The organism is Tateyamaria sp. Alg231-49 (assembly GCF_900143535.1).
GTDB lineage: Bacteria > Pseudomonadota > Alphaproteobacteria > Rhodobacterales > Rhodobacteraceae > Tateyamaria.
The window spans coordinates 172,031-190,586 of record NZ_FRFA01000004.1; the positions used below are offsets into that span (position 1 = coordinate 172,031).

Genomic DNA, 18,556 nt, shown 5'->3' on the forward strand with positions numbered 1-18,556 from the left:
ACAGTGTGCACCAAAACACGAGGTATCCTCACAAAAGTCTATCCCCGATCCAGTCACAAGTGCACTGCAGTGTACACCCGTTTCCGGCCTGTTCCCCCAAGGCGATTCCTGATCGCATCTTCGGTGGTATCAAGTTCGCTCGCGGCCCGTCTACTTAACTTGATACTTGACTCGGGCTTTATCGAAAAAGAATCTGTCCGTGCCTTGTTTTCATAGGGAAAACGAAAAAGGCGCCGCAAATCGCGACGCCCCGTGTTTGCATGTGTGGGTTGCGTTAGCCCAGTGCTTTGACCCGAGCCGACAGCCGAGACATTTTGCGGGACACAGTGTTTTTGTGATAAACACCCTTTGTCACACCGCGCATCAATTCAGGCTGGGCAGCCTTGAGCGCAGCACCGGCTGCATCTTTGTCACCCGAGGCGATCGCCTCTTCGACATTGCGCAGGTAGGTGCGGATGCGCGACCGGCGCGCCTTGTTTACTGCAAAGCGTTTTTCGTTTTGACGGGCCCGCTTTTTGGCCTGAGGCGAATTTGCCATTTTATCTCGTCCCTATATAGGTGCGGTAGTTTCAGAAGAGGCGTCTTTAGGCGCGACTCGGATGCCTGTCAAGCAGGGCAGAGGACGCTCTGCCTCCGTCAACATTCACCCGCGGCATTTTTCACAAAAAAGCAACAGGGTCGCTTTGGCGGTATTACTTGTCGCGGAACTGTGCGGTGCGTTTTTCAAGGAAGGCTTCCATGCCTTCTTTTTGGTCTTCTGTCGCAAAGAGCGAGTGGAACACACGCCGTTCGAACACCAGACCTTCGCGCAACGGCACTTCGAAGGATTTGTTCACAGCCTCTTTGATTGCCATGGTCGAGATCATCGACTTTTCCGCGATCTTGTGGGCTGCGCCCATTGCTTCTTCCATGAGCTTTTTGGGTGGAACCACACGGCTGACCAAACCGGATCTTTCGGCTTCGGCCGCATCCATAAAGCGGCCTGTCAGGTTCATATCCATCGCCTTGGCTTTGCCCACGGCCTTGGTCAGCCTCTGCGTTCCGCCAATCCCCGCCATAACACCAAGGTTTACTTCGGGCTGACCGAACTTGGCAGTTTCAGACGCGATGATGAAATCGCACATCATTGCCAATTCGCACCCGCCGCCCAGCGCATAGCCTGACACCGCAGCGATGATCGGTTTGCGTACGCGGTTGATGGCGTCAATCTCGGGGCCAAACAGATCTTCGGTAAAGACTTCGACGTAGGTCTTGTCCTTCATCATCGCGATGTCGGCGCCAGCAGCGAACGCTTTTTCTGAACCCGTTAGAACGATGCACCGTACTTTACTGTCGGTCTGGGCCGCGGCCATCGCATCTGCCAGTTCTGTCATCAATTGATCGTTGATGGCATTCAGCGCGTCAGGCCTGTTCAGGGTGACTTTCGCGATGTGGTCTTCGACTTCGACGATGATCGTCTCGTAGGCCATAAGGATCTATCCAGTTGTTGCCGTTGAGAGGGGAGCAATACCATGGGTGGCTCGTGTTTCAAGCTAAGTTTGGCAAGACTTGCAGTAGAAAGAGGACCGACCTGACTGCACGATCCGCTGGATCGCACTGTTGCAATCCTGGGTGCGGCAGGGCTCGTTTTCGCGTCCATACACATCGAAACGATGCTGAAAATATCCAAGCTCTCCATCGGCTTGGCGGAAATCACGCAGGGAAGAACCGCCTGCCTCAATCGCCTCGCTCAGCACGTCCCGGATGATCGGAACAAGGGCGGCGACACGCGGTTTCGCGATCCGGCCCGCCTTGCGCGTCGGAGAGATGCCGCCACGGAACAAAGCCTCGCAGACATAGATATTGCCTAATCCCGCGACGATTCTCTGATCGAGGAGCGCGGATTTGATGGGTGAGTTCTTGCCATCGAAGGCGTCGATCAGGTGGGCCTCGTTGAATGCGTTACCCAGTGGTTCTGGCCCAAGAATGCTCAGCAGTTTGTGTTGATCTGCAGTCGCCGTATCCATGAGGTCCATCGCCCCGAACCGGCGCGGGTCGTTGAAGGTGATGCGTGCGCCATTGTCCATGTGCAAAACCACATGGTCGTGTTTTTCGGCCTGTGGGTGTTCGTGTGCGAATTGACCCAATGGGTCGCCCGATACCAGCATCCGCCCAGACATGCCCAAATGGATCAGCAGCGTTTCACCCCCGCTGAGGTCCGCAAGGATGTATTTCGAGCGCCGCCGCAGGCCCAGAACAGTCTGCCCTGTCAGCCGCTCTGCCATACCATCGGGGAACGGCCAGCGCAGATCGGGCCGGTTCACGTCAGCTTGGGCGATGACAGCTCCGGTCATGGCGGGTGCGAGGCCACGGCGGACCGTTTCGACTTCGGGCAGTTCGGGCATGCTAGATTTAATCCATTGTCAGGCGCCCACAGATAGTGCGCCCGAACTGGGGGTGCAATCACTGCCCGTTGGTATCCAGTCGTGCGATGATCAGCGCTTTGAACGCGTCATGTCCTTCGATGAATCGAGGTACAGAAATCTTGCGGTTCTTTGTGAAGTACAATGTGTACCCGTCTCGGGTCGTTTTGGCAGCCGTTAGATCCCAAAGGTCAAACTGTCGTTGGGTGAGCAGCGCGGATGTGCAGGACATGTCGTCAACATCGATCTCAAGCCGGAAAATCCACATATACGCGCCGGCCCAGATCAAAAACCCCACCATGATCAGGTAGTAAATTGCCGGGGTCTGTCCGGCCAGATGCGTTCCTGTTTCCAGATAGACTATGAAGCCGATGACAAACGGAATCAGCGCCAGATATCCGTATCGCCACCCAACAGTCGCACGAAAAACCAGAGTGTCGTCCACCTGCTGAGGTGTTTTGCGCCCAACTGAAAAGACGTTGCCAATCGCCTCTTCGGGATTGCCAATGGGCGACCAGAAACCAACGAGCGCGTTCAAAAGCCGCATCAGCATCGTTCGGTCTTCGCGAATGTCGTGCGGTCCGGTCAGTTTTCTTGCCAGGCGCCTGCTCAACAGGAACACTCCCAAAGATGTGGCGAGTACCAACAACGTAACGAGATTCATGCCTGCGACCTTTGCGCTGATTTGTCTGTTTGTCTCTTGTCCCCCGAGTCTTTAAGCACAAATGCGACACAACTGAGACGGACCCGGATCATTCGCATGACTGAAGCCTCTGAAAAGAAAACCCATTTTGGTTTCTCTGAAGTGCCCGAGGGTGAAAAGGCAGGCCGCGTGCAGGGCGTCTTCAACTCTGTTGCCTCCAAATATGACATCATGAACGATGTGATGAGCGTCGGCATCCACCGCATCTGGAAAGAGGCGATGATGGATTGGCTGGCGCCGCGCGCTGGGCAAAAGCTGCTGGATGTGGCTGGCGGGACCGGGGATATCTCGTTCAAGTTCCTCAAACGTGCGGGCCACGGACATGCAACGGTTCTGGACCTGACCGAACCGATGCTGGTGGAAGGACGCAAGCGCGCCGAAGCGGACCAGATGGCCGACAGCCTCGACTGGGTTGTGGGTGATGCGATGGCACTGCCGTTCGAAGACAACAGCTTTGATGTTTACACAATCAGCTTTGGCATCCGGAACGTCACTCGTCCTCAGGAAGCGTTGACTGAGGCCTATCGCGTGCTGAAACCGGGTGGCCGCCTCATGGTGCTTGAGTTCAGCCAACTGCCCAACGAGGGCATGCAAAAACTATATGATCTTTACAGCTTCAATGTCATTCCACGCATGGGACAGATGATTGCGAACGACCGCGACAGCTATCAGTACCTTGTGGAGTCCATCCGGAATTTCCCCGATCAAGAAACGTTTCTGGGAATGGTCCGCGCAGCCGGATTCGAACAGGCCAAGTACCGCAACATGACCATGGGCGTGGCCTGCCTTCATTCGGGGTGGAAAATCTAAACGATGCGCGGCCCTCACAACATCATACGGCTGATCCGCACTGGCGCGACGTTGGAACGTACGGGTGCGATGAATGTCGTGTTGGACGCGTTTGAGGCGCCGCCAGCGCTGCGGTTTGTCGCCAAGGCGCTGGGCAAGCCGTTTCAGTGGCTGGGTTATCAGGGTGACCCAAGCATGCCGCCCGCGACCCGCGCGCTTACCGCGCTTGGACCAGCCTACATCAAATTCGGTCAGGTATTGTCGACGCGGCCGGACGTGGTTGGGGATGAACTCGCCGTGCAATTGCGCGTCTTGCAAGACAAGCTGCCGCCCTTTCCTGTGGGGCAGGCCAAGGCCGAAGTGGAAAAGGAGTTGGGTCAACCGATTGACACGATCTTTTCCGTTTTCAGCGAACCGGTTGCCGCCGCTTCCATCGCGCAGGTGCACAAGGCTGAACTGGCCGATGGCGGGGACAGCGTCGCGGTCAAAGTGCTGCGGCCCGGCATCGAAAAAGCGTTCAAAAAGGATGTAGACGCGTTCTACTTCGCGGCGCGAATCGTAGAAATCTTTGCCCCGGGCGGGCGCAGACTGCGCCCGATTGAGGTGATCGAGCATTTTGACGGTGTGGTGCAGGGCGAACTGGATTTGCGTCTGGAATCCTCGGCTGCCGGGGAATTTGCCGCCAACACCAAGGATGATACTGGATTCGCTCTGCCCAAAATCAGATGGGAATATTCGGCCCGCCGCGTCATGACCTTGGAATGGGCAGACGGCGTGCCAATGGGCGAAAACGAAGCCATTGATGCCGCCGGCCACGACCGTGTCGATCTGTCTGAACGAGTGCTGAAGCTGTTCTTGCTGCACGCCCTGCGCGACGGGTATTTCCACGCTGATATGCATCAGGGCAACCTCAAGGTCGCACCCAACGGTGACATCATTGCCTATGATTTCGGGATCATGGGGCACATCGATGAATACACGCGCCGGGTCTATGCTGAAATCCTGTTTGGGTTTATACGCAAAGACTACAAACGCGTCGCCGAGGTGCACTTTGAGGCTGGGTACGTGCCTGCTGACAAGGATGTCGACGAATTCGCCCGCGCACTTCGTGCTGTCGGCGAGCCAATCTTTGGCATGGACGCCTCCAAAATCTCCATGGGCCGTTTGCTGAGCTACTTGTTCGAAGTCACTGAACGGTTCGGTATGGAGACACGAACTGAACTGATCCTTCTGCAACGCACCATGGTTGTGGTCGAAGGGGTCGCACGTTCGCTCAACCCTAACATCAACATCTGGCAAGTCGCATCCCCGATTGTGACCGACTACATCCAGAAATCGATTGGGCCCAAGGCGATTGTCACCGACCTTTATAAAACCGCGCGTGTCCTGACCCGCTTTGGCCCACGCCTGCCCGGATTGGTCGAGGCTGCGCTGATCGCACAATCCAACCCCCAACCGGAAAAACGGCGTGGCTTCTGGCGATGGATTGCGCTTGCAGGCTTGGTTGGCTTGTTGGCAGGCGGTGGTGTGGCACTGTTGATCGAAGCGCTGGCCTAGACTTCATATTGTCAGAAAATCTGTGGGGTCTGAGGTCGAACCTTAGGGCGTTCGATCCTCAGCTCATGCGCTCAATAGCAAGTGCGATGCCCTGACCGCCGCCGATACACATAGTGATCAGAGCCTTCGAACCGCCGATGCGCTCCAACTCATAAAGCGCTTTGATCGTGATGATTGCGCCTGTTGCCCCGACCGGATGGCCCAGCGCTATGGCGCCACCATTCGGGTTCACGCGGGCGGGATCGAGGCCAAGGTCTTTGGACACAGCGAGAGCTTGCGCTGCAAAGGCTTCGTTTGACTCCACAACGTCGAAGTCTTCTGCCGACAGGCCCGTACGCTCAAGCAGGTTGCGCACCGCTGGGATAGGGCCAATCCCCATCACCTCGGGTCGTACCCCGGCATGGGCATAGCCAAGCACCCGGGCGCGGGGCTTGAGTCCGGCCTTTTGCGCCGCCTCAGCCGTGGCAAGCACAACAGCGCCTGCACCATCATTTATGCCTGAAGCATTGCCTGCGGTGACGGAACCATCTTTCTGAAAGACGGGTCGCAATCCGCCCAGCGCCTCAAGGCTCGTGGCCTTTGGATGTTCATCGACTTCAAAGGCAACTGTGTCGCGTTTCACGCGCACCTGCACAGGCGTGATCTGGCTATCGAAACGCCCGTCAGCAATGGCCGCTGCTGCGCGTTCCTGGCTTTGCATAGCAAAGGCGTCCTGATCTGCGCGGGTTATCTGGTGTTCTGCGGCCACGTTTTCCGCCGTGACCCCCATATGCCCCGTTCCAAAGGGACAGTTGAGCGCGCCCAGCATCATATCAAGCGTGCGCACATCCCCCATCTTGGCGCCCCAGCGCTGGTCCGGAATGATAAACGGCGAGCGGGACATATTTTCGGCCCCACCGGCAAGGCCAAATTCCGCATCGCCCAGTATCAGTGACTGAATGACAGACACAATTGCCTGCACGCCTGACCCACATAGACGGTTCACATTCATCGCGGGTACGCTGTCGGGCACCCCGGCCTGCATTGCAGCGACGCGGCTGAGATACATGTCGCGCGGTTCGGTGTTGATGACATGGCCAAAGGCAACATGACCGATCTGGCCGCCGTCTACGCCTGAGCGTTCAAGCGCAGCTTTCGCGGCCACGGTGCCAAGGTCAATTGGCGTGGTCCCGGCAAGGGCGCCACCGAATGTGCCGATGGCCGTGCGTGCGCCGTCCAGAATGACGATGTCTTGGGTCATGGTGATCCTCCTGAGTTGGGGCCATGATGACGATGCGCACAGGGCAAAGGAACCCCCACACCTTGACACCGACGCAACGGCACGGGCATCTCTCTGTTATGACGGATGAAACCGACGCTATCTTATCCCTGTTGCCTGCCCGCCTGAAAGAGGCGCGGCGTGTTCAAGGTCTGTCTTTGGACGCGGTCGCTAAATTGTCTGGCGTCAGCCGGTCTATGGTCAGTCAGATTGAACGAGGCGAGTCTTCGCCTACCATCGCGACACTCTGGAACCTGACAAAGGCATTGCAGGTGGATTTTGCCGGATTGCTCGAAGAGCAGGGCAGCGCGTTTATCGAAGTGTTGCGCGCGGCTGACGTGCCGCAGATCGAAGCCCGCGGCACCGGGTGCGCCATTCGCATTCTCAGCGCCCCGGAAGACGCAGGCATGCACGAAGTCTACGAGCTACGCTTTGCGGATGGCGGTGTGCTGGACAGTCAGGCCCACAGACGTGGGGCCCGCGAACATTTGACGGTGATCGAAGGTGTGGTTGATGTCATGTCAGGAGAGTCTTCTGAACGAATTTCAGCAGGTGATACGGCGCGATATGCAGCGGATGTCGCGCATCGGATCAGTGCTGTGGGTGCGGCCAGGGCTTTTTTGATCGTGAAGAATGCCTAAGTATAGAAGATGTAGGCGGCTTTGATTGCAAAGGAGTTTACCCATGGCTGACGACCCAAACGGACTGGTTTTTCTTGACTTCAACGACCCGGATGCTGGCTTGCTCGCTTATGCGATTTACGGCGGCGATCTCGAACCGGAGTCGGTTCAACCCATATGGGATTGCATCGACGCAGCTCGGGAAAATGGCACCAAACTGCGCATTTATTGTGAATTACACGCTATGCCCAAACCGAACCTAAGCGTGATCGGCGACAAGCTGAAGCGACTGGGAACGATCTGGACACACATTGAACGCATGGCGATCGTCGGGGATCAGGCCTGGCTTGAATACTACGAAAAGATTGTCGATCCGATCACCCGTTTCGACGTTCGCTGGTTTCCGGTTGCCGATGCAGAAGAGGCGCGTGCCTGGGCGTCTGCGCCGCCCGCCATAGCCGCCGATCCGTAATCACGGATTTTTGTGCGGTAAGGTAGAATTCCTCTATTTAGGAATCATATCCGATATGTTAGAGATGCGGTAAAGGAGCCGCACCATGACCTCTGCCTTTCTCTCTCAGATCACTGACACGCTTGCCCAGATCGAAGCAGACGGGATGACCAAGCGCGAGCGCATGATCACCTCGCCCCAAGGGGGAACAATTTCGGTTGGGGATCGCGATGTTCTGAACCTCTGCGCCAATAACTATCTGGGTCTGGCCGATCACCCAGACCTTGTGGCAGCAGCGGGTGGCGCGATGCGAAGCCATGGGTTTGGCATGGCCTCTGTCCGGTTCATTTGCGGCACACAGGACCTGCACCGGCAACTGGAACAAAGGCTCGCTGGTTTTCTGGGCAAGGACGATGCCATCTTGTTTGCGGCCTGTTTTGACGCGAACGGAGGGCTGTTTGAACCTCTGCTGGGTCCCGAAGATGCGATCATATCGGATGCATTGAATCACGCGTCGATCATTGACGGCATCCGTTTGTGCAAGGCGCAGCGGTATCGGTACGCCAACAGCGACATGGACGACTTAGAGACACAATTGAAAGCCGCCCGCGCCGCTGGTGCGCGTCACATCATGATCGCTACGGACGGGGTGTTTTCAATGGATGGGTATCTGGCGAAGTTGCCTGAGATTACCGAACTCGCGGCGCGCTATGACGCTCTGGTCATGGTGGATGACTGCCACGCGACCGGGTTCATGGGACCAAAAGGAGCAGGCACCCCAGCCCATGCCAATGTCGATGTCGATATTCTGACGGGAACGCTGGGCAAGGCGTTGGGTGGCTCTATCGGTGGCTACATTGCAGGGCCACAACCTGTGATCGACTTGCTGCGCCAGCGTGCGCGACCCTATCTGTTCTCCAATTCATTGCCTCCGTCCATCGTTGCTGCCGGGATCGAAGCAATCCGGCTGGTCGAAGAGGGCGACGCGCTGCGCGCGCAATTGTTTGATAATGCGACCTACTGGCGGACTGGCCTGACCGACCTTGGGTTTGACCTGTTGCCCGGTGAACATCCCATTATTCCCGTGATGCTGGGTGAGGCTCAGGTGGCGCAGGACATGGCGGCGCGGTTGTTTGAGGAAGGCGTTTACGTGTCCGGCTTTTTCTTTCCTGTGGTGCCGCGTGGGCAGGCCCGCATTCGCACGCAGATGAACGCCGCGCTCACGCAAGACGACTTGGATCGGGGGCTTGCTGCCTTTGAAGTGGCAGGCCAAGCGGTTGGTGTCCTGTCATGACCAACGAAATGATCGCTCTCGAAAAAAGCCATCCGCGCGAAGGGTTGTGGCAAGTGACTGCTCCCGTACCTGAGATTGGTAGGGATGACGTGCTGATCCGGGTAAACAAGACCGGGATATGTGGCACTGATATTCACATCTGGAACTGGGATGAGTGGGCGGCAGGCACCGTACCGACTCCGTTGATCACCGGGCACGAATTTGCCGGAGAGATCGTAGAAATCGGCTCTGACGTTCAGGATTTGGTCCTTGGCCAACGCTGTTCCGGCGAAGGACATTTGATTGGCAAGACGTCGCGCCAGTCACGTGCGGGCAAATTCCACCTTGATCCTGCAACACGGGGGATTGGGGTGAACGAACAGGGCGCGTTTGCAGAATACTTGCGCCTGCCTGCCTTTAACGTGGTGCCTTTGCCGGACGAGATCAGTGACGATGTTGGGGCGATCCTCGACCCGCTTGGAAACGCTGTACATACCGCTCTTAGCTTTGACTTGGTGGGCGAAGACGTCGTGGTCACCGGTGCGGGACCCATCGGGATTATGGCCGCTGCCGTCGCCAGACATGTGGGCGCGCGCAACGTGGTGATCACCGATGTGAACCCTGATCGCCTTGCACTGGCCGCACGAGTGGCAGATGTGGTCCCAGTGAACGTCACTGATACAGATCTTGCCAGCATCATGCCGGGCTTGAAGATGAAACAGGGCTTTGACGTCGGGCTTGAGATGTCGGGCAATCAGGTTGCGCTGGATCAGATGGTCGAAGCGATGACAATGGGTGGGCGCATCGCGATGCTGGGCATCCCGCCGGGCAAAAGCCCGGTGGATTGGAGCCGCATCGTGTTCAAAGCCCTTACGATCAAGGGGGTCTACGGGCGCGAGATTTTCGAGACGTGGTACAAGATGATTGCAATGCTGCAAAACGGTCTGGATGTGTCGGGCGTGATCACGCACCGTTTCGCCGCGCGCGATTTTGCAAAAGGGTTTGCGGCGATGAAGTCAGGATCGTCAGGCAAGGTCGTGTTGGACTGGACCTAAGCGACGGCAGCGACACTGTTTATGGGTTGGCGGCCCTGTTCGGTCAGTATCCACGCGTCTTTGCCCTCGAACACGGCCGCTGTCAGCGGTTCACCATATCCGGCTGCGGTATCTAGATTGACCCGATTGCCATAGTGAGTTGCCTTTCGCACCGGCGTGTGGCCGTGCACGACAAGCTTGGGATGCGCGCCGGTAAAATCATGAAACTCGTTGCGTATCCACAGCATGTCTTCTTCGGTCTGTTTCTTGAGAGGGACGCCCGGGCGGATGCCCGCATGGACGAACAGAAGATCGCCCACAGTGTGGGACAGTTTTAGTCCTTCTAGAAAGGCCACATGCTCTTTGGGTACCGCTGCGTGCGCATCGGCCTGTACGTCCTTTTCCCGCCTCTGGGGCCCCGCATCGACACCGTAGGAGCCAAGCGTTGTATCTCCTCCAAGGCGCGGGTGCAGCCAGTAAAGATCAACCAGCATATAGGGATCATGAAGAGGCGGGCGCTGCATAAACCATTCAAACATGCGGTCATGATTGCCTTTGAGGAAAGTCCAGTTCCGCTTGGCCTGTTGCCCCGCCACTAGAGTTTCCAGAACGCCCTTACTGTCTGGCCCGCGATCCGCATAATCACCCAAGAATACCACTTGTGCGTCGATACCCCCATCATCTTCGATCAGATCAAGGACGCGGTGCAGTTCTTCGGTTTGTCCGTGGATATCGCCAATGGCGTAAATGGGGTCTGACATAATATTCCGGCAGCAAAATTGGATTGCTCACCGCCTACCGGGATTCGGTGGCAGATGTAAGGCGAAGGCATGGTCACAATTGAGTTGTCGTGGGCGTTGCCGCGAAATTAGGCAGTCCTTGCGCCGCAAAAGGACCTGAAAATATTGGCCTAACGCAAGCTGCGTTGAAACGTGAGGCAGAGGTGTCCCCCGCCTCACGCGCTTGCCGTTATCCCGCGACGTCGAAGGCCAGCGGTTTGACTTGGGTGAACATGCCAGTGTTTTCGAGTGTTTGAAGTACATCGTTCGGGATTGGATTGTCCACATACAGCAAGGCAATCGCCTCGCCTCCGACGGAGTTCCGCCCAAGGGTAAAGTTCGCGATATTGACGCCGTTCTTGCCCATCGTGTTGCCAAGCAGACCGATGATACCGGGCACGTCCTCGTTTGTTGTGTAAAGCATGTTTTGCCCGATCTCGGCGTCGATGTTGATGCCTTTGATCTGGATAAAGCGCGGCTTACCATCCGAGAACACGGTGCCCGCAACGGAGCGTTCGCGTTTGGAGGTCACCACGGTCACTTTGATGTAGCCATCAAACGTGCCGGATTTGTCCTGATTGGTGGTCGAGATCTTGATCCCGCGTTCTTTGGCGACAACCGGCGCGCTGACCATGTTCACGTCCGGGTTGGCCCGTTTCATGATGCCTGCGATCACGCCACAATTAAGGGCCTCGAGGTTCATCTCGGATACGACACCGTCATAAAGGATGTTGATCGCCTTGATCGGCTCGTCTGTCATCTGGCCGACAAAGCTGCCCAAGTGGCCTGCAAGTTTGACCCACGGACCCATCACTTTGGCCTCTTCGGCTGTTACGGATGGCATGTTCAATGCATTTTCAACGGCGCCCGTCAGCAAATAGTTCGCCATTTGATCGGCCACCTGAAGGGCAACGTTTTCCTGTGCCTCGGTCGTCGCTGCGCCCAAGTGCGGTGTCACGACGACGTTGGGCAAGTTGAACAGCGCGTTTTCCTTGGCGGGTTCTTCGGCGAACACGTCGAAGGCGGCACCCGCGACGTGGCCGGATTTAAGGGCTTCGGCTAACGCGGCTTCATCCACCAGACCACCGCGTGCGCAGTTGATGATCCGCACGCCGGGCTTCATCATCGCGATGCGTTCCGCGGTGATCATGTTGGCGGTCTGCTCGGTCTTGGGCACGTGCAAGGTGATAAAATCGGCGCGGGCAATCAGGTCGTCCAGTTCGACCTTTTCAACGCCCATCTTGTTCGCCTTGTCGGTGCTCAGGAACGGATCAAAGGCCAGCACTTTCATCTTGAGGCCACGGGCGCGATCGCACACGATTCCGCCGATATTGCCTGCACCGATCACACCCAGCGTTTTTCCGGTCAGTTCGGTGCCCATGAACTTCGACTTTTCCCATTTGCCCGCGTGGGTCGATGCAGAGGCTTCGGGGATTTGACGCGCCACGGCGAACATCATCGCGATGGCGTGTTCCGCGGTCGTGATCATGTTGCCAAAGGGTGTGTTCATGACGATCACCCCTTTTTTAGAGGCGGCTTCCTTGTCGATGTTGTCGGTGCCGATACCTGCGCGTCCGATGACTTTCAGGTTGGTCGCGTTTTTGAGGATCGTCGGCGTCACGCGTGTCGCTGAGCGGATGGCGAGGCCGTCATATTGACCGATGATTTCGGCCAGTTTGTCCTTGTCTTTGCCAAGGTCGGGTTGGAAATCCACCTCGATCCCGCGGTCCTTAAAGATTTGGATGGCGGCAGAGGAGAGTTTGTCAGAGATGAGTACTTTGGGAGCCATGTTGTTGGTCCTTTGATGTCGGGGTGGGCGGACGACACGTCCGCCTTACAGGTGTCGGGAAGGGGTAAGGTTCAGGTTTACTGCGCTGCGATTTCAGCCTGGAAGGCCCAGTCGAGCCAGGGCAGCATGGCCTCGATGTCCGAGGTTTCGACGGTGCCACCACACCAGATGCGCAGGCCCGGAGGGGCGTCACGATAGGCGCTGATGTCGAGGGCCACGTCTTCGTCTGCAAGCCGTTTGGCCACAGCCTTGGCAAATGCAGCACCGTCCTTGATCCGGTCGTCAGTGAATTTGAGGCACACGGACGTTGTCGATTGCGTTGCCGGGTCAGCGGCAAGGTTTGCGATCCAATCATGTGTCTCTACAAAGGCGGAAATGGCAGCAGCATTGGCACTCGCTCGTGTGATCAGACCCTGCAGACCACCAACCGAACGCGCCCATTCCAGCGAGAACAGGTAATCTTCAACCGCCAGCATGGAGGGCGTATTGATCGTCTCTCCGACAAAGATGCCTTCGATCAGCTTGCGACCTTTGGTGAGGCGGAAGATTTTTGGCATGGGCCATGGCGGCGTGTAATTTTCCAACCGCTCAACGGCGCGAGGTGACAAAATCAGCATCCCATGCGCGGCCTCGCCACCCAGCACTTTTTGCCAGCTGAACGTCGTCACATCCAGTTTGTCCCAAGGCAGGTCCATCGCGAATGCAGCAGAAGTTGCATCGCAAAGGGTCAGCCCAGCGCGATCCGCCGGGATGGCGTCGCCGTTTGGCATGCGCACGCCCGATGTCGTACCGTTCCACGTAAAACAAACATCGTTGTCGTAGTTCAGCGCGGCCATATCTACGATCTCGCCATATTCGGCGGTGTGAACGGTGTGATCGATCTTGAGCTGTTTGGCCACGTCGGTGACCCAACCTGCACCAAAGCTTTCCCATGCGACCATTTCTGCGGGCCGTTCGCCCAGCAGTGACCACATCGCCATTTCGTAAGCGCCGGTGTCGGAGGCAGGCACGATCCCGATACGGTAATCGTCCGGCACCCCAAGAATCTCACGGGTGTCTTCGATCGCCTTTTTCAGCTTGGCCTTACCAACGGCGGCACGGTGCGAGCGACCAAGGGGGGCGTCGGCCAAAGCGGTCAGGTCATGTGTGGGGGGTTTGGCACATGGGCCAGAAGAAAAGCGCGGATTTGCCGGGCGCGCGCCCGGTTGTGTCATAGTCATTTCTGCTATCCTTACAGATAATCGCCCTTCGTTGGGGAAGGGTGTCCCACCGCCGGACATACGCATCCCCAGTAAAAACAGCAATAGGCAAAGGTGTTTGCTTTGTAGGTAAATGCAGCCTTTTGCAGAACGATGCGGGAACGCATCTTTCCTATTGGCACAAATCTGACACAAGGAAATCTGGTTTCGTTCCGCTACGCCGAGCCGTAGATTTGGGCGGCAAGCCTCATGCAATCGGCCCAATTCTAGCAAGTCAGATGACGTCATGAGCGGCATGGCGTTGATCTGGGCCGCGAATGTCAAAGGACTGAAGCCTGCCGCCAAGATTGTTCTGATCCAACTGGCGGATTTCCACAACAAAGAATCTGGCCAGTGCAATCCAAGCGCAAAACGGTTGGCGAGTGAATGCGAGATGGGCCGCGCAACGCTGTTTCGGCACATGACGACGTTGGAGGAATGCGGGCTTGTCACGCGCCATGGGGCAGGTCTGGAACAACGTCATTGAGCGAGCGGGCATCGAAAAGCTCTCGCCCCACTGTTGCCGCCACGGATTTGCTACGTCGATGCTGCAGGCAGGCATAGATCCGAAGACTGTTGCGGTACGCGGCGGCTGGAAAGACGTTGGAACAGTTATGAAATTCTATTCCCACGCAATGGACGATCCGACCGTAACGGATGTGCTTTTTGGCACAAAATAGACACAAGTTCAAGTTGTCAAGCAATCAAGTAACTGTAAATAAAGGAAAAAATAACAATGACTCGGACCCTTCGTTGGGGAAGGGTGTCCCACGGACGCATCTACTGGCGTCGCCGGGGTGGTGCAAGCGGGGATTGGGGGCTATAGCCCGCCCCGGGCGTTTATTTGCGACAGGCCCGTCGCCTTTCGGAAACTCGGCTCATGTTCGTTTGCACCCTTTTGACTGATCCTGCCGCTCCGTCTTTGGACCCTGCATTGGTCGACAGTTTGCGCAATGCCTGGGGTGGCGGTGACGCTCAGTGGTTGGCACCGGATGAGGCGGCAGCGTTTTCTCTGACGTCTATTCCGGACAATCGGTGGGATGTCTGGGCGGATGTTCAGGGTCTGGGTGTTGATCTGGTGATCTTGCCGCTGGCAGGGCGGCGCAAGGCCATGCTGCTGGCGGATATGGACAGCACGATGATCCAGCAGGAGTGCATTGACGAATTGGCGGATGTTGCTGGCGTGGGCGCACGGGTCAAGGACATCACCGCGCGTGCGATGAACGGCGAGCTGGACTTTGAGGCTGCCATTCGCGAGCGCGTCGGGTTGCTGAAAGACCTGCCCGAGACTGTGATTGGAGAAGTGTTGGCCACGCGCATCAGTTACATGCCGGGGGGTGCAACCTTGCTTGCCACGATGAAGGCGCATGGGGCCTATGCCGCCCTTGTTTCGGGTGGATTCACGGCCTTTACCGCCTCTGTTGCGGACGCGTTGGGTTTTGATGAGAACCGGGCAAATACATTGTTGGCGGATGGTGGCGTTTTGACCGGAGAGGTCGGGACGCCAATCCTTGGGCAACAGGCCAAGGTGGATGCGCTGAATGAGATTACGGGTCGCCTTGGGCTGGAAGCGTCGGATGTGCTTGCCGTCGGTGACGGCGCCAACGACCTTGGCATGTTGCAGCGCGCCGGAATGGGTGTGGCCTTGCACGCCAAGCCAAGCGTGGCGGCCCAATGTGATGTGCGCATCAACTTTGGCGATCTGACGGCCCTGTTGTACTTGCAAGGCTATGCCCGGTCTGAATTTGTGAGCGTTTGAGGGGGCTCTGCCCCCGTCCTTCGGACTCCCCCGGGATTTTTTAAATCAGAGAAGTGGTGGACCTACGCGCTGTGGGGCCGCCGGGTAATGTGATATACTGCACATATTCAACACGGAGAGGGAGCCTTGTTATGCCGAAATTCGTTTTTGCCTATCACGGGGGCGGGATGCCCGAGACGCCGGAAGAGGGTGCGCGGATGATGGCCGCGTGGAATGACTGGTATGCTGCGATGGGGGACGCCGTCGTGGACGGGGGTGCACCGGTTGGTCAGTCCATGACAGTGTCGCAGGGCGGCGTGACAGGGGATGGGGGCGCCAACCCACTGTCCGGATATACAGTCGTCCAAGCCGATACGATCGACGCCGCCTGTGAGATGGCCAACGGATGTCCGATGATTGCCGATGGGTCCGGCACGGTCGAAGTGGCCCCTGTGATCGAAATGTAAGGCGAACACGTCGCCCACCACTACAGCAATGCCGGGGCCGCTCGCAGGTATCCGGTTTCAAGCCCGTCCCAGTTTTTGATCACGCCGTTTGTGTAGGCCAGTGCCTCTGGGTGGTTGGGATCTAGCGCGCCGAGTTTCACGAGGATTTGCGCCATAGCGCATTCGCTGGCCCGTGTCGCACCATCGGTGATCTTGAGCGCGACGCCCAGTTTTTGTTCGGGGAGGATGGCGATAAAGTACCCTTCGGCCCCAGTTTTTATCGCAACCTTTCCGCCCGCCGCGCGCATCAGGCGGGTACAAGCGCGCCCTTCTCCTGCCACCAAATCCGGATGCAGCGCCATGGCGTTGCGCAATTGGCCTTGGGGGCTGTCGTCGCTGGCGGCAGCATATGTTGCCATCGCACGGGCCATGCCGTGCATCGTGCAGGCAAAGTTCGGGGCAGAGCAGCCGTCGATACCGTGGCCGGCGGACGACTCCTGCGTCATTCGCTCGAACGCTTCGAGGCAGGCGGTTTGCACTGGATGATCCAGTGCGACGTAGTTTGGGCCTGCCCCCACATGCTTGGCCAAGGTGAGAAACCCCGCATGTTTGCCTGAGCAGTTGTTGTGAATGCGGCAGGGTTGTTCATGGGCCCGGATCATCGCAACCCGCAGATCGGGGTCGCGTGAAGTTTGAGGTCCGCAACAGAAATCATCATCGTTGCGCCCGATATGATCCAGCCAGGCGCCAACTTTTTCGACGTGGATTGGCGCACCCTTATGGGAGGCGCAGGCCAGTGCCAGATGTTCCGTGTTCAGGTCAAAAGCCTTTGCCGCGCCGCTTTCGATCAGAGGCAGCGCCTGTAGCATTTTGGAAGATGAGCGCGGCAGCACGATCGCCTCGGGCACACCCCAAGCATGTACGATCTGACCTGTCTCGTCACAGACGACGGCGTGGCCCTGATGGGCGCTTTCAAGAAAGGGTCCTCGCCACACTTCGGCCAGTGTGACAGCGCCATGGGCTGGATGCGTCATAATTTCCCTCACATCTGCGCGAAAACCTGCCAATTGCCCATTCCCGCGTCGCGCGTTTCGCGCTAATGTGCCACTTGTCGAGAAGAATTGCCGCCCTTGCAAGAGAATGCGCCGAAAATGGCGCGCCATGAGGAGCGGTGCAGTGATTGAGGTTTGGACAGCTTGGAGGCTGTAACAATGGGATTAAAGTTTAAGATCGCAGTTGGACTGGGCGCGCTGTCGCTTTTGGCCAGTGGTGCAATGGCCCAAGAGCAAAGCACGAACCGTGTGGCCGCCAAAACGGATTGGAGCGTCTTTGTCGAAGACGACCCAACAGAATGCTGGGGCGTGGCCACTCCGAAAGAGACGGTGAACACACGTGAAGGCCGGGTTGTCGCCGCGACGCGTGGGCAGATTTTGCTGATGGTGTTTTACCGCCCCAGTGCTGAGGCCAAGGGGCAGGTTGCCTTTACCGGCGGCTATCCGTTTCGGTCAGGATCCACGGTCAACATCAACATTTCGGGCAACGAGTTCGAATTGTTCACCGACGGCGAATGGGCCTGGCCGGCAACTCCGGCAGATGACAGCAAGATTGTGACTGCTATGAAGCGTGGCTCAGACGCCGTTGTGACGGGTGTTTCGAGCCGGGGAACAACGACGAAGGACACGTTTTCCTTGCTTGGCTTTACCGCAGCCGTTGAGGATGCCGAAGGCCGCTGCGGCGGCTAAGTCTTATCTGGCAAATCAAAAACAGGTGAGGGGTTGTGCGGATTTGCACGACCCCTTTCCTCTTTTGGAGAGTTGGGAACTGATCAGTCCCATATTAGGTGGTCTGCCATACAACCCCAAAAGGAATCTGACATGGTTACCACCACAGTTCATACACTCGACACTGCCCCTGAAGCGTCAAAGCCACTTCTGGAAAACTCGATCAAAGCCTTTGGACGCCTGCCCAGCCTGCATGGCGTGATGGCGACAAGCCCTGGTTTGCTGGAAGGCTATCAGCATCTGCACCGCCTCGCGATCCACGGCACCGCCTTTACCCCAGAAGAGCGCACCGTCGTTTGGATGACTGTCAACGTGGTCAACCGTTGTCACTACTGTGTGCCTGCCCACACTGGTATCGCGAAGATGGAAAAGATTGATGAAAGCATCGTGAATGCATTGCGTGATGAGACGCCGCTGCCTGAAAAGCTAGAAGCGTTGCGCACGTTCACTTTGGCCCTTCGCGACACCCATGGCCGCCCCGGAGCGGATGCAATTGCTGCCTTTGAGGCGGCTGGTTACGGCGAGCGGGCGATCCTCGACACGGTTCTGATCTATGGTCAGAAGGTGCTATCCAACTTTACCAACGCTTTGTTTGACGCGCCCACAGACGCGGCCTTTGTCCCGTTTGCATGGGAGCCCAAAGCCGTCGCGGCTGAATAAGAGGTCAAAGGGGCACTGCCGCCGCCCTACGGCTCCTG

The 18,556-nt window shown here is 57.4% G+C and carries 21 protein-coding genes; 12 read left to right on the forward strand and 9 right to left on the reverse strand.

The genetic code is table 11. The features are described from left to right. Positions 1–274: 274 nt before the first annotated feature. The 4 genes from rpsT to DHN60_RS08700 form a co-directional block, all read right to left on the reverse strand. Complete coding sequence (gene rpsT, locus DHN60_RS08685) at positions 275–538, reverse strand: 30S ribosomal protein S20 (protein WP_108836897.1); 264 nt, start codon at positions 536–538, stop codon at positions 275–277. A gap of 154 nt (positions 539–692) precedes the next feature. Further along, complete coding sequence (locus DHN60_RS08690; RefSeq protein ID WP_108836898.1) at positions 693–1,469, reverse strand: enoyl-CoA hydratase; 777 nt, start codon at positions 1,467–1,469, stop codon at positions 693–695. A 63-nt stretch (positions 1,470–1,532) separates the two neighbouring features. Then, positions 1,533–2,384 (reverse strand): bifunctional DNA-formamidopyrimidine glycosylase/DNA-(apurinic or apyrimidinic site) lyase, encoded by an 852-nt coding sequence (gene mutM, locus DHN60_RS08695; RefSeq protein ID WP_108836899.1) that lies wholly within the window; start codon positions 2,382–2,384, stop codon positions 1,533–1,535. A 58-nt stretch (positions 2,385–2,442) separates the two neighbouring features. After that, a complete protein-coding gene (locus DHN60_RS08700; protein ID WP_159089157.1) occupies positions 2,443–3,015 on the reverse strand; it encodes a hypothetical protein in 573 nt (190 codons plus the stop codon). 147 nt (positions 3,016–3,162) lie between these two features. Here DHN60_RS08700 and ubiE point away from each other — a divergent pair, with 147 nt between their 5' ends. Further along, a complete protein-coding gene (ubiE, locus tag DHN60_RS08705; RefSeq protein ID WP_108836901.1) occupies positions 3,163–3,915 on the forward strand; it encodes a bifunctional demethylmenaquinone methyltransferase/2-methoxy-6-polyprenyl-1,4-benzoquinol methylase UbiE in 753 nt (250 codons plus the stop codon). A gap of 3 nt (positions 3,916–3,918) precedes the next feature. Then, positions 3,919–5,451, forward strand: coding sequence for a 2-polyprenylphenol 6-hydroxylase (gene ubiB / locus DHN60_RS08710; protein ID WP_108836902.1), 1,533 nt, complete (start codon positions 3,919–3,921; stop codon positions 5,449–5,451). Positions 5,452–5,509: 58 nt separating this feature from the next. On the opposite strand, the gene DHN60_RS08715 is transcribed toward ubiB, so the two are convergent. Beyond that, positions 5,510–6,691 (reverse strand): acetyl-CoA C-acyltransferase family protein, encoded by a 1,182-nt coding sequence (locus DHN60_RS08715; protein ID WP_108836903.1) that lies wholly within the window; start codon positions 6,689–6,691, stop codon positions 5,510–5,512. Between the two features lie 98 nt (positions 6,692–6,789). On the opposite strand from DHN60_RS08715, the gene DHN60_RS08720 reads away from it, so the two are divergent. The 4 genes from DHN60_RS08720 to tdh all read left to right on the forward strand — a co-directional run bounded on the left by DHN60_RS08720 (position 6,790) and on the right by tdh (position 10,108). Beyond that, entirely contained in the window at positions 6,790–7,350 is a 561-nt protein-coding gene (locus tag DHN60_RS08720) for a helix-turn-helix domain-containing protein (RefSeq protein ID WP_108836904.1), read from the forward strand. A gap of 43 nt (positions 7,351–7,393) precedes the next feature. After that, positions 7,394–7,801, forward strand: a complete 408-nt coding sequence (locus DHN60_RS08725) for an STAS/SEC14 domain-containing protein (RefSeq protein ID WP_108836905.1) — start codon at positions 7,394–7,396, stop codon at positions 7,799–7,801. A gap of 85 nt (positions 7,802–7,886) precedes the next feature. Then, a complete protein-coding gene (locus tag DHN60_RS08730) occupies positions 7,887–9,074 on the forward strand; it encodes a glycine C-acetyltransferase (protein ID WP_108836906.1) in 1,188 nt (395 codons plus the stop codon). Continuing rightward, on the forward strand, positions 9,071–10,108 hold the full coding sequence (gene tdh, locus DHN60_RS08735; RefSeq protein WP_108836907.1) for an L-threonine 3-dehydrogenase: 1,038 nt from the start codon (positions 9,071–9,073) through the stop codon (positions 10,106–10,108). Before DHN60_RS08730 ends, tdh begins: the two co-directional genes overlap by 4 nt. Here tdh and DHN60_RS08740 read toward each other — a convergent pair. From DHN60_RS08740 to DHN60_RS08750, 3 genes are all read right to left on the reverse strand, one after another. Then, positions 10,105–10,848 (reverse strand): metallophosphoesterase family protein, encoded by a 744-nt coding sequence (locus tag DHN60_RS08740; RefSeq protein WP_108836908.1) that lies wholly within the window; start codon positions 10,846–10,848, stop codon positions 10,105–10,107. The genes tdh and DHN60_RS08740 overlap by 4 nt on opposite strands. A gap of 208 nt (positions 10,849–11,056) precedes the next feature. Continuing rightward, the gene (gene serA, locus DHN60_RS08745) at positions 11,057–12,655 is read right to left on the reverse strand and encodes a phosphoglycerate dehydrogenase (RefSeq protein ID WP_108836909.1); all 1,599 of its coding nucleotides are present in this window, start codon (positions 12,653–12,655) and stop codon (positions 11,057–11,059) included. A 77-nt stretch (positions 12,656–12,732) separates the two neighbouring features. After that, complete coding sequence (locus DHN60_RS08750; RefSeq protein ID WP_108836910.1) at positions 12,733–13,875, reverse strand: phosphoserine transaminase; 1,143 nt, start codon at positions 13,873–13,875, stop codon at positions 12,733–12,735. Positions 13,876–14,140: 265 nt separating this feature from the next. On the opposite strand from DHN60_RS08750, the gene DHN60_RS08755 reads away from it, so the two are divergent. From DHN60_RS08755 to DHN60_RS08770, 4 genes are all read left to right on the forward strand, one after another. Continuing rightward, positions 14,141–14,380, forward strand: coding sequence for a helix-turn-helix domain-containing protein (locus tag DHN60_RS08755; protein WP_234423580.1), 240 nt, complete (start codon positions 14,141–14,143; stop codon positions 14,378–14,380). Further along, the gene (locus tag DHN60_RS08760; protein ID WP_108836911.1) at positions 14,352–14,573 is read left to right on the forward strand and encodes a tyrosine-type recombinase/integrase; all 222 of its coding nucleotides are present in this window, start codon (positions 14,352–14,354) and stop codon (positions 14,571–14,573) included. Before DHN60_RS08755 ends, DHN60_RS08760 begins: the two co-directional genes overlap by 29 nt. 200 nt (positions 14,574–14,773) lie before the next feature. Next, positions 14,774–15,652 carry a phosphoserine phosphatase SerB gene (gene serB / locus DHN60_RS08765; RefSeq protein ID WP_108836912.1) on the forward strand — a complete coding sequence of 293 codons (879 nt, stop codon included), beginning with the start codon at positions 14,774–14,776 and terminating at the stop codon, positions 15,650–15,652. Positions 15,653–15,783: 131 nt separating this feature from the next. Further along, positions 15,784–16,098 (forward strand): YciI family protein, encoded by a 315-nt coding sequence (locus tag DHN60_RS08770; protein WP_108836913.1) that lies wholly within the window; start codon positions 15,784–15,786, stop codon positions 16,096–16,098. Between the two features lie 20 nt (positions 16,099–16,118). Here the strand turns inward: DHN60_RS08770 and DHN60_RS08775 are convergent, their stop codons facing one another. Next, positions 16,119–17,111, reverse strand: coding sequence for an asparaginase (locus DHN60_RS08775; RefSeq protein ID WP_108836914.1), 993 nt, complete (start codon positions 17,109–17,111; stop codon positions 16,119–16,121). 177 nt (positions 17,112–17,288) lie between these two features. Here DHN60_RS08775 and DHN60_RS08780 point away from each other — a divergent pair, with 177 nt between their 5' ends. Further along, positions 17,289–17,819, forward strand: coding sequence for an invasion associated locus B family protein (locus DHN60_RS08780; protein ID WP_108836915.1), 531 nt, complete (start codon positions 17,289–17,291; stop codon positions 17,817–17,819). Between the two features lie 132 nt (positions 17,820–17,951). Further along, on the forward strand, positions 17,952–18,518 hold the full coding sequence (locus DHN60_RS08785; protein WP_108836916.1) for a carboxymuconolactone decarboxylase family protein: 567 nt from the start codon (positions 17,952–17,954) through the stop codon (positions 18,516–18,518). Positions 18,519–18,556: the final 38 nt, after the last annotated feature.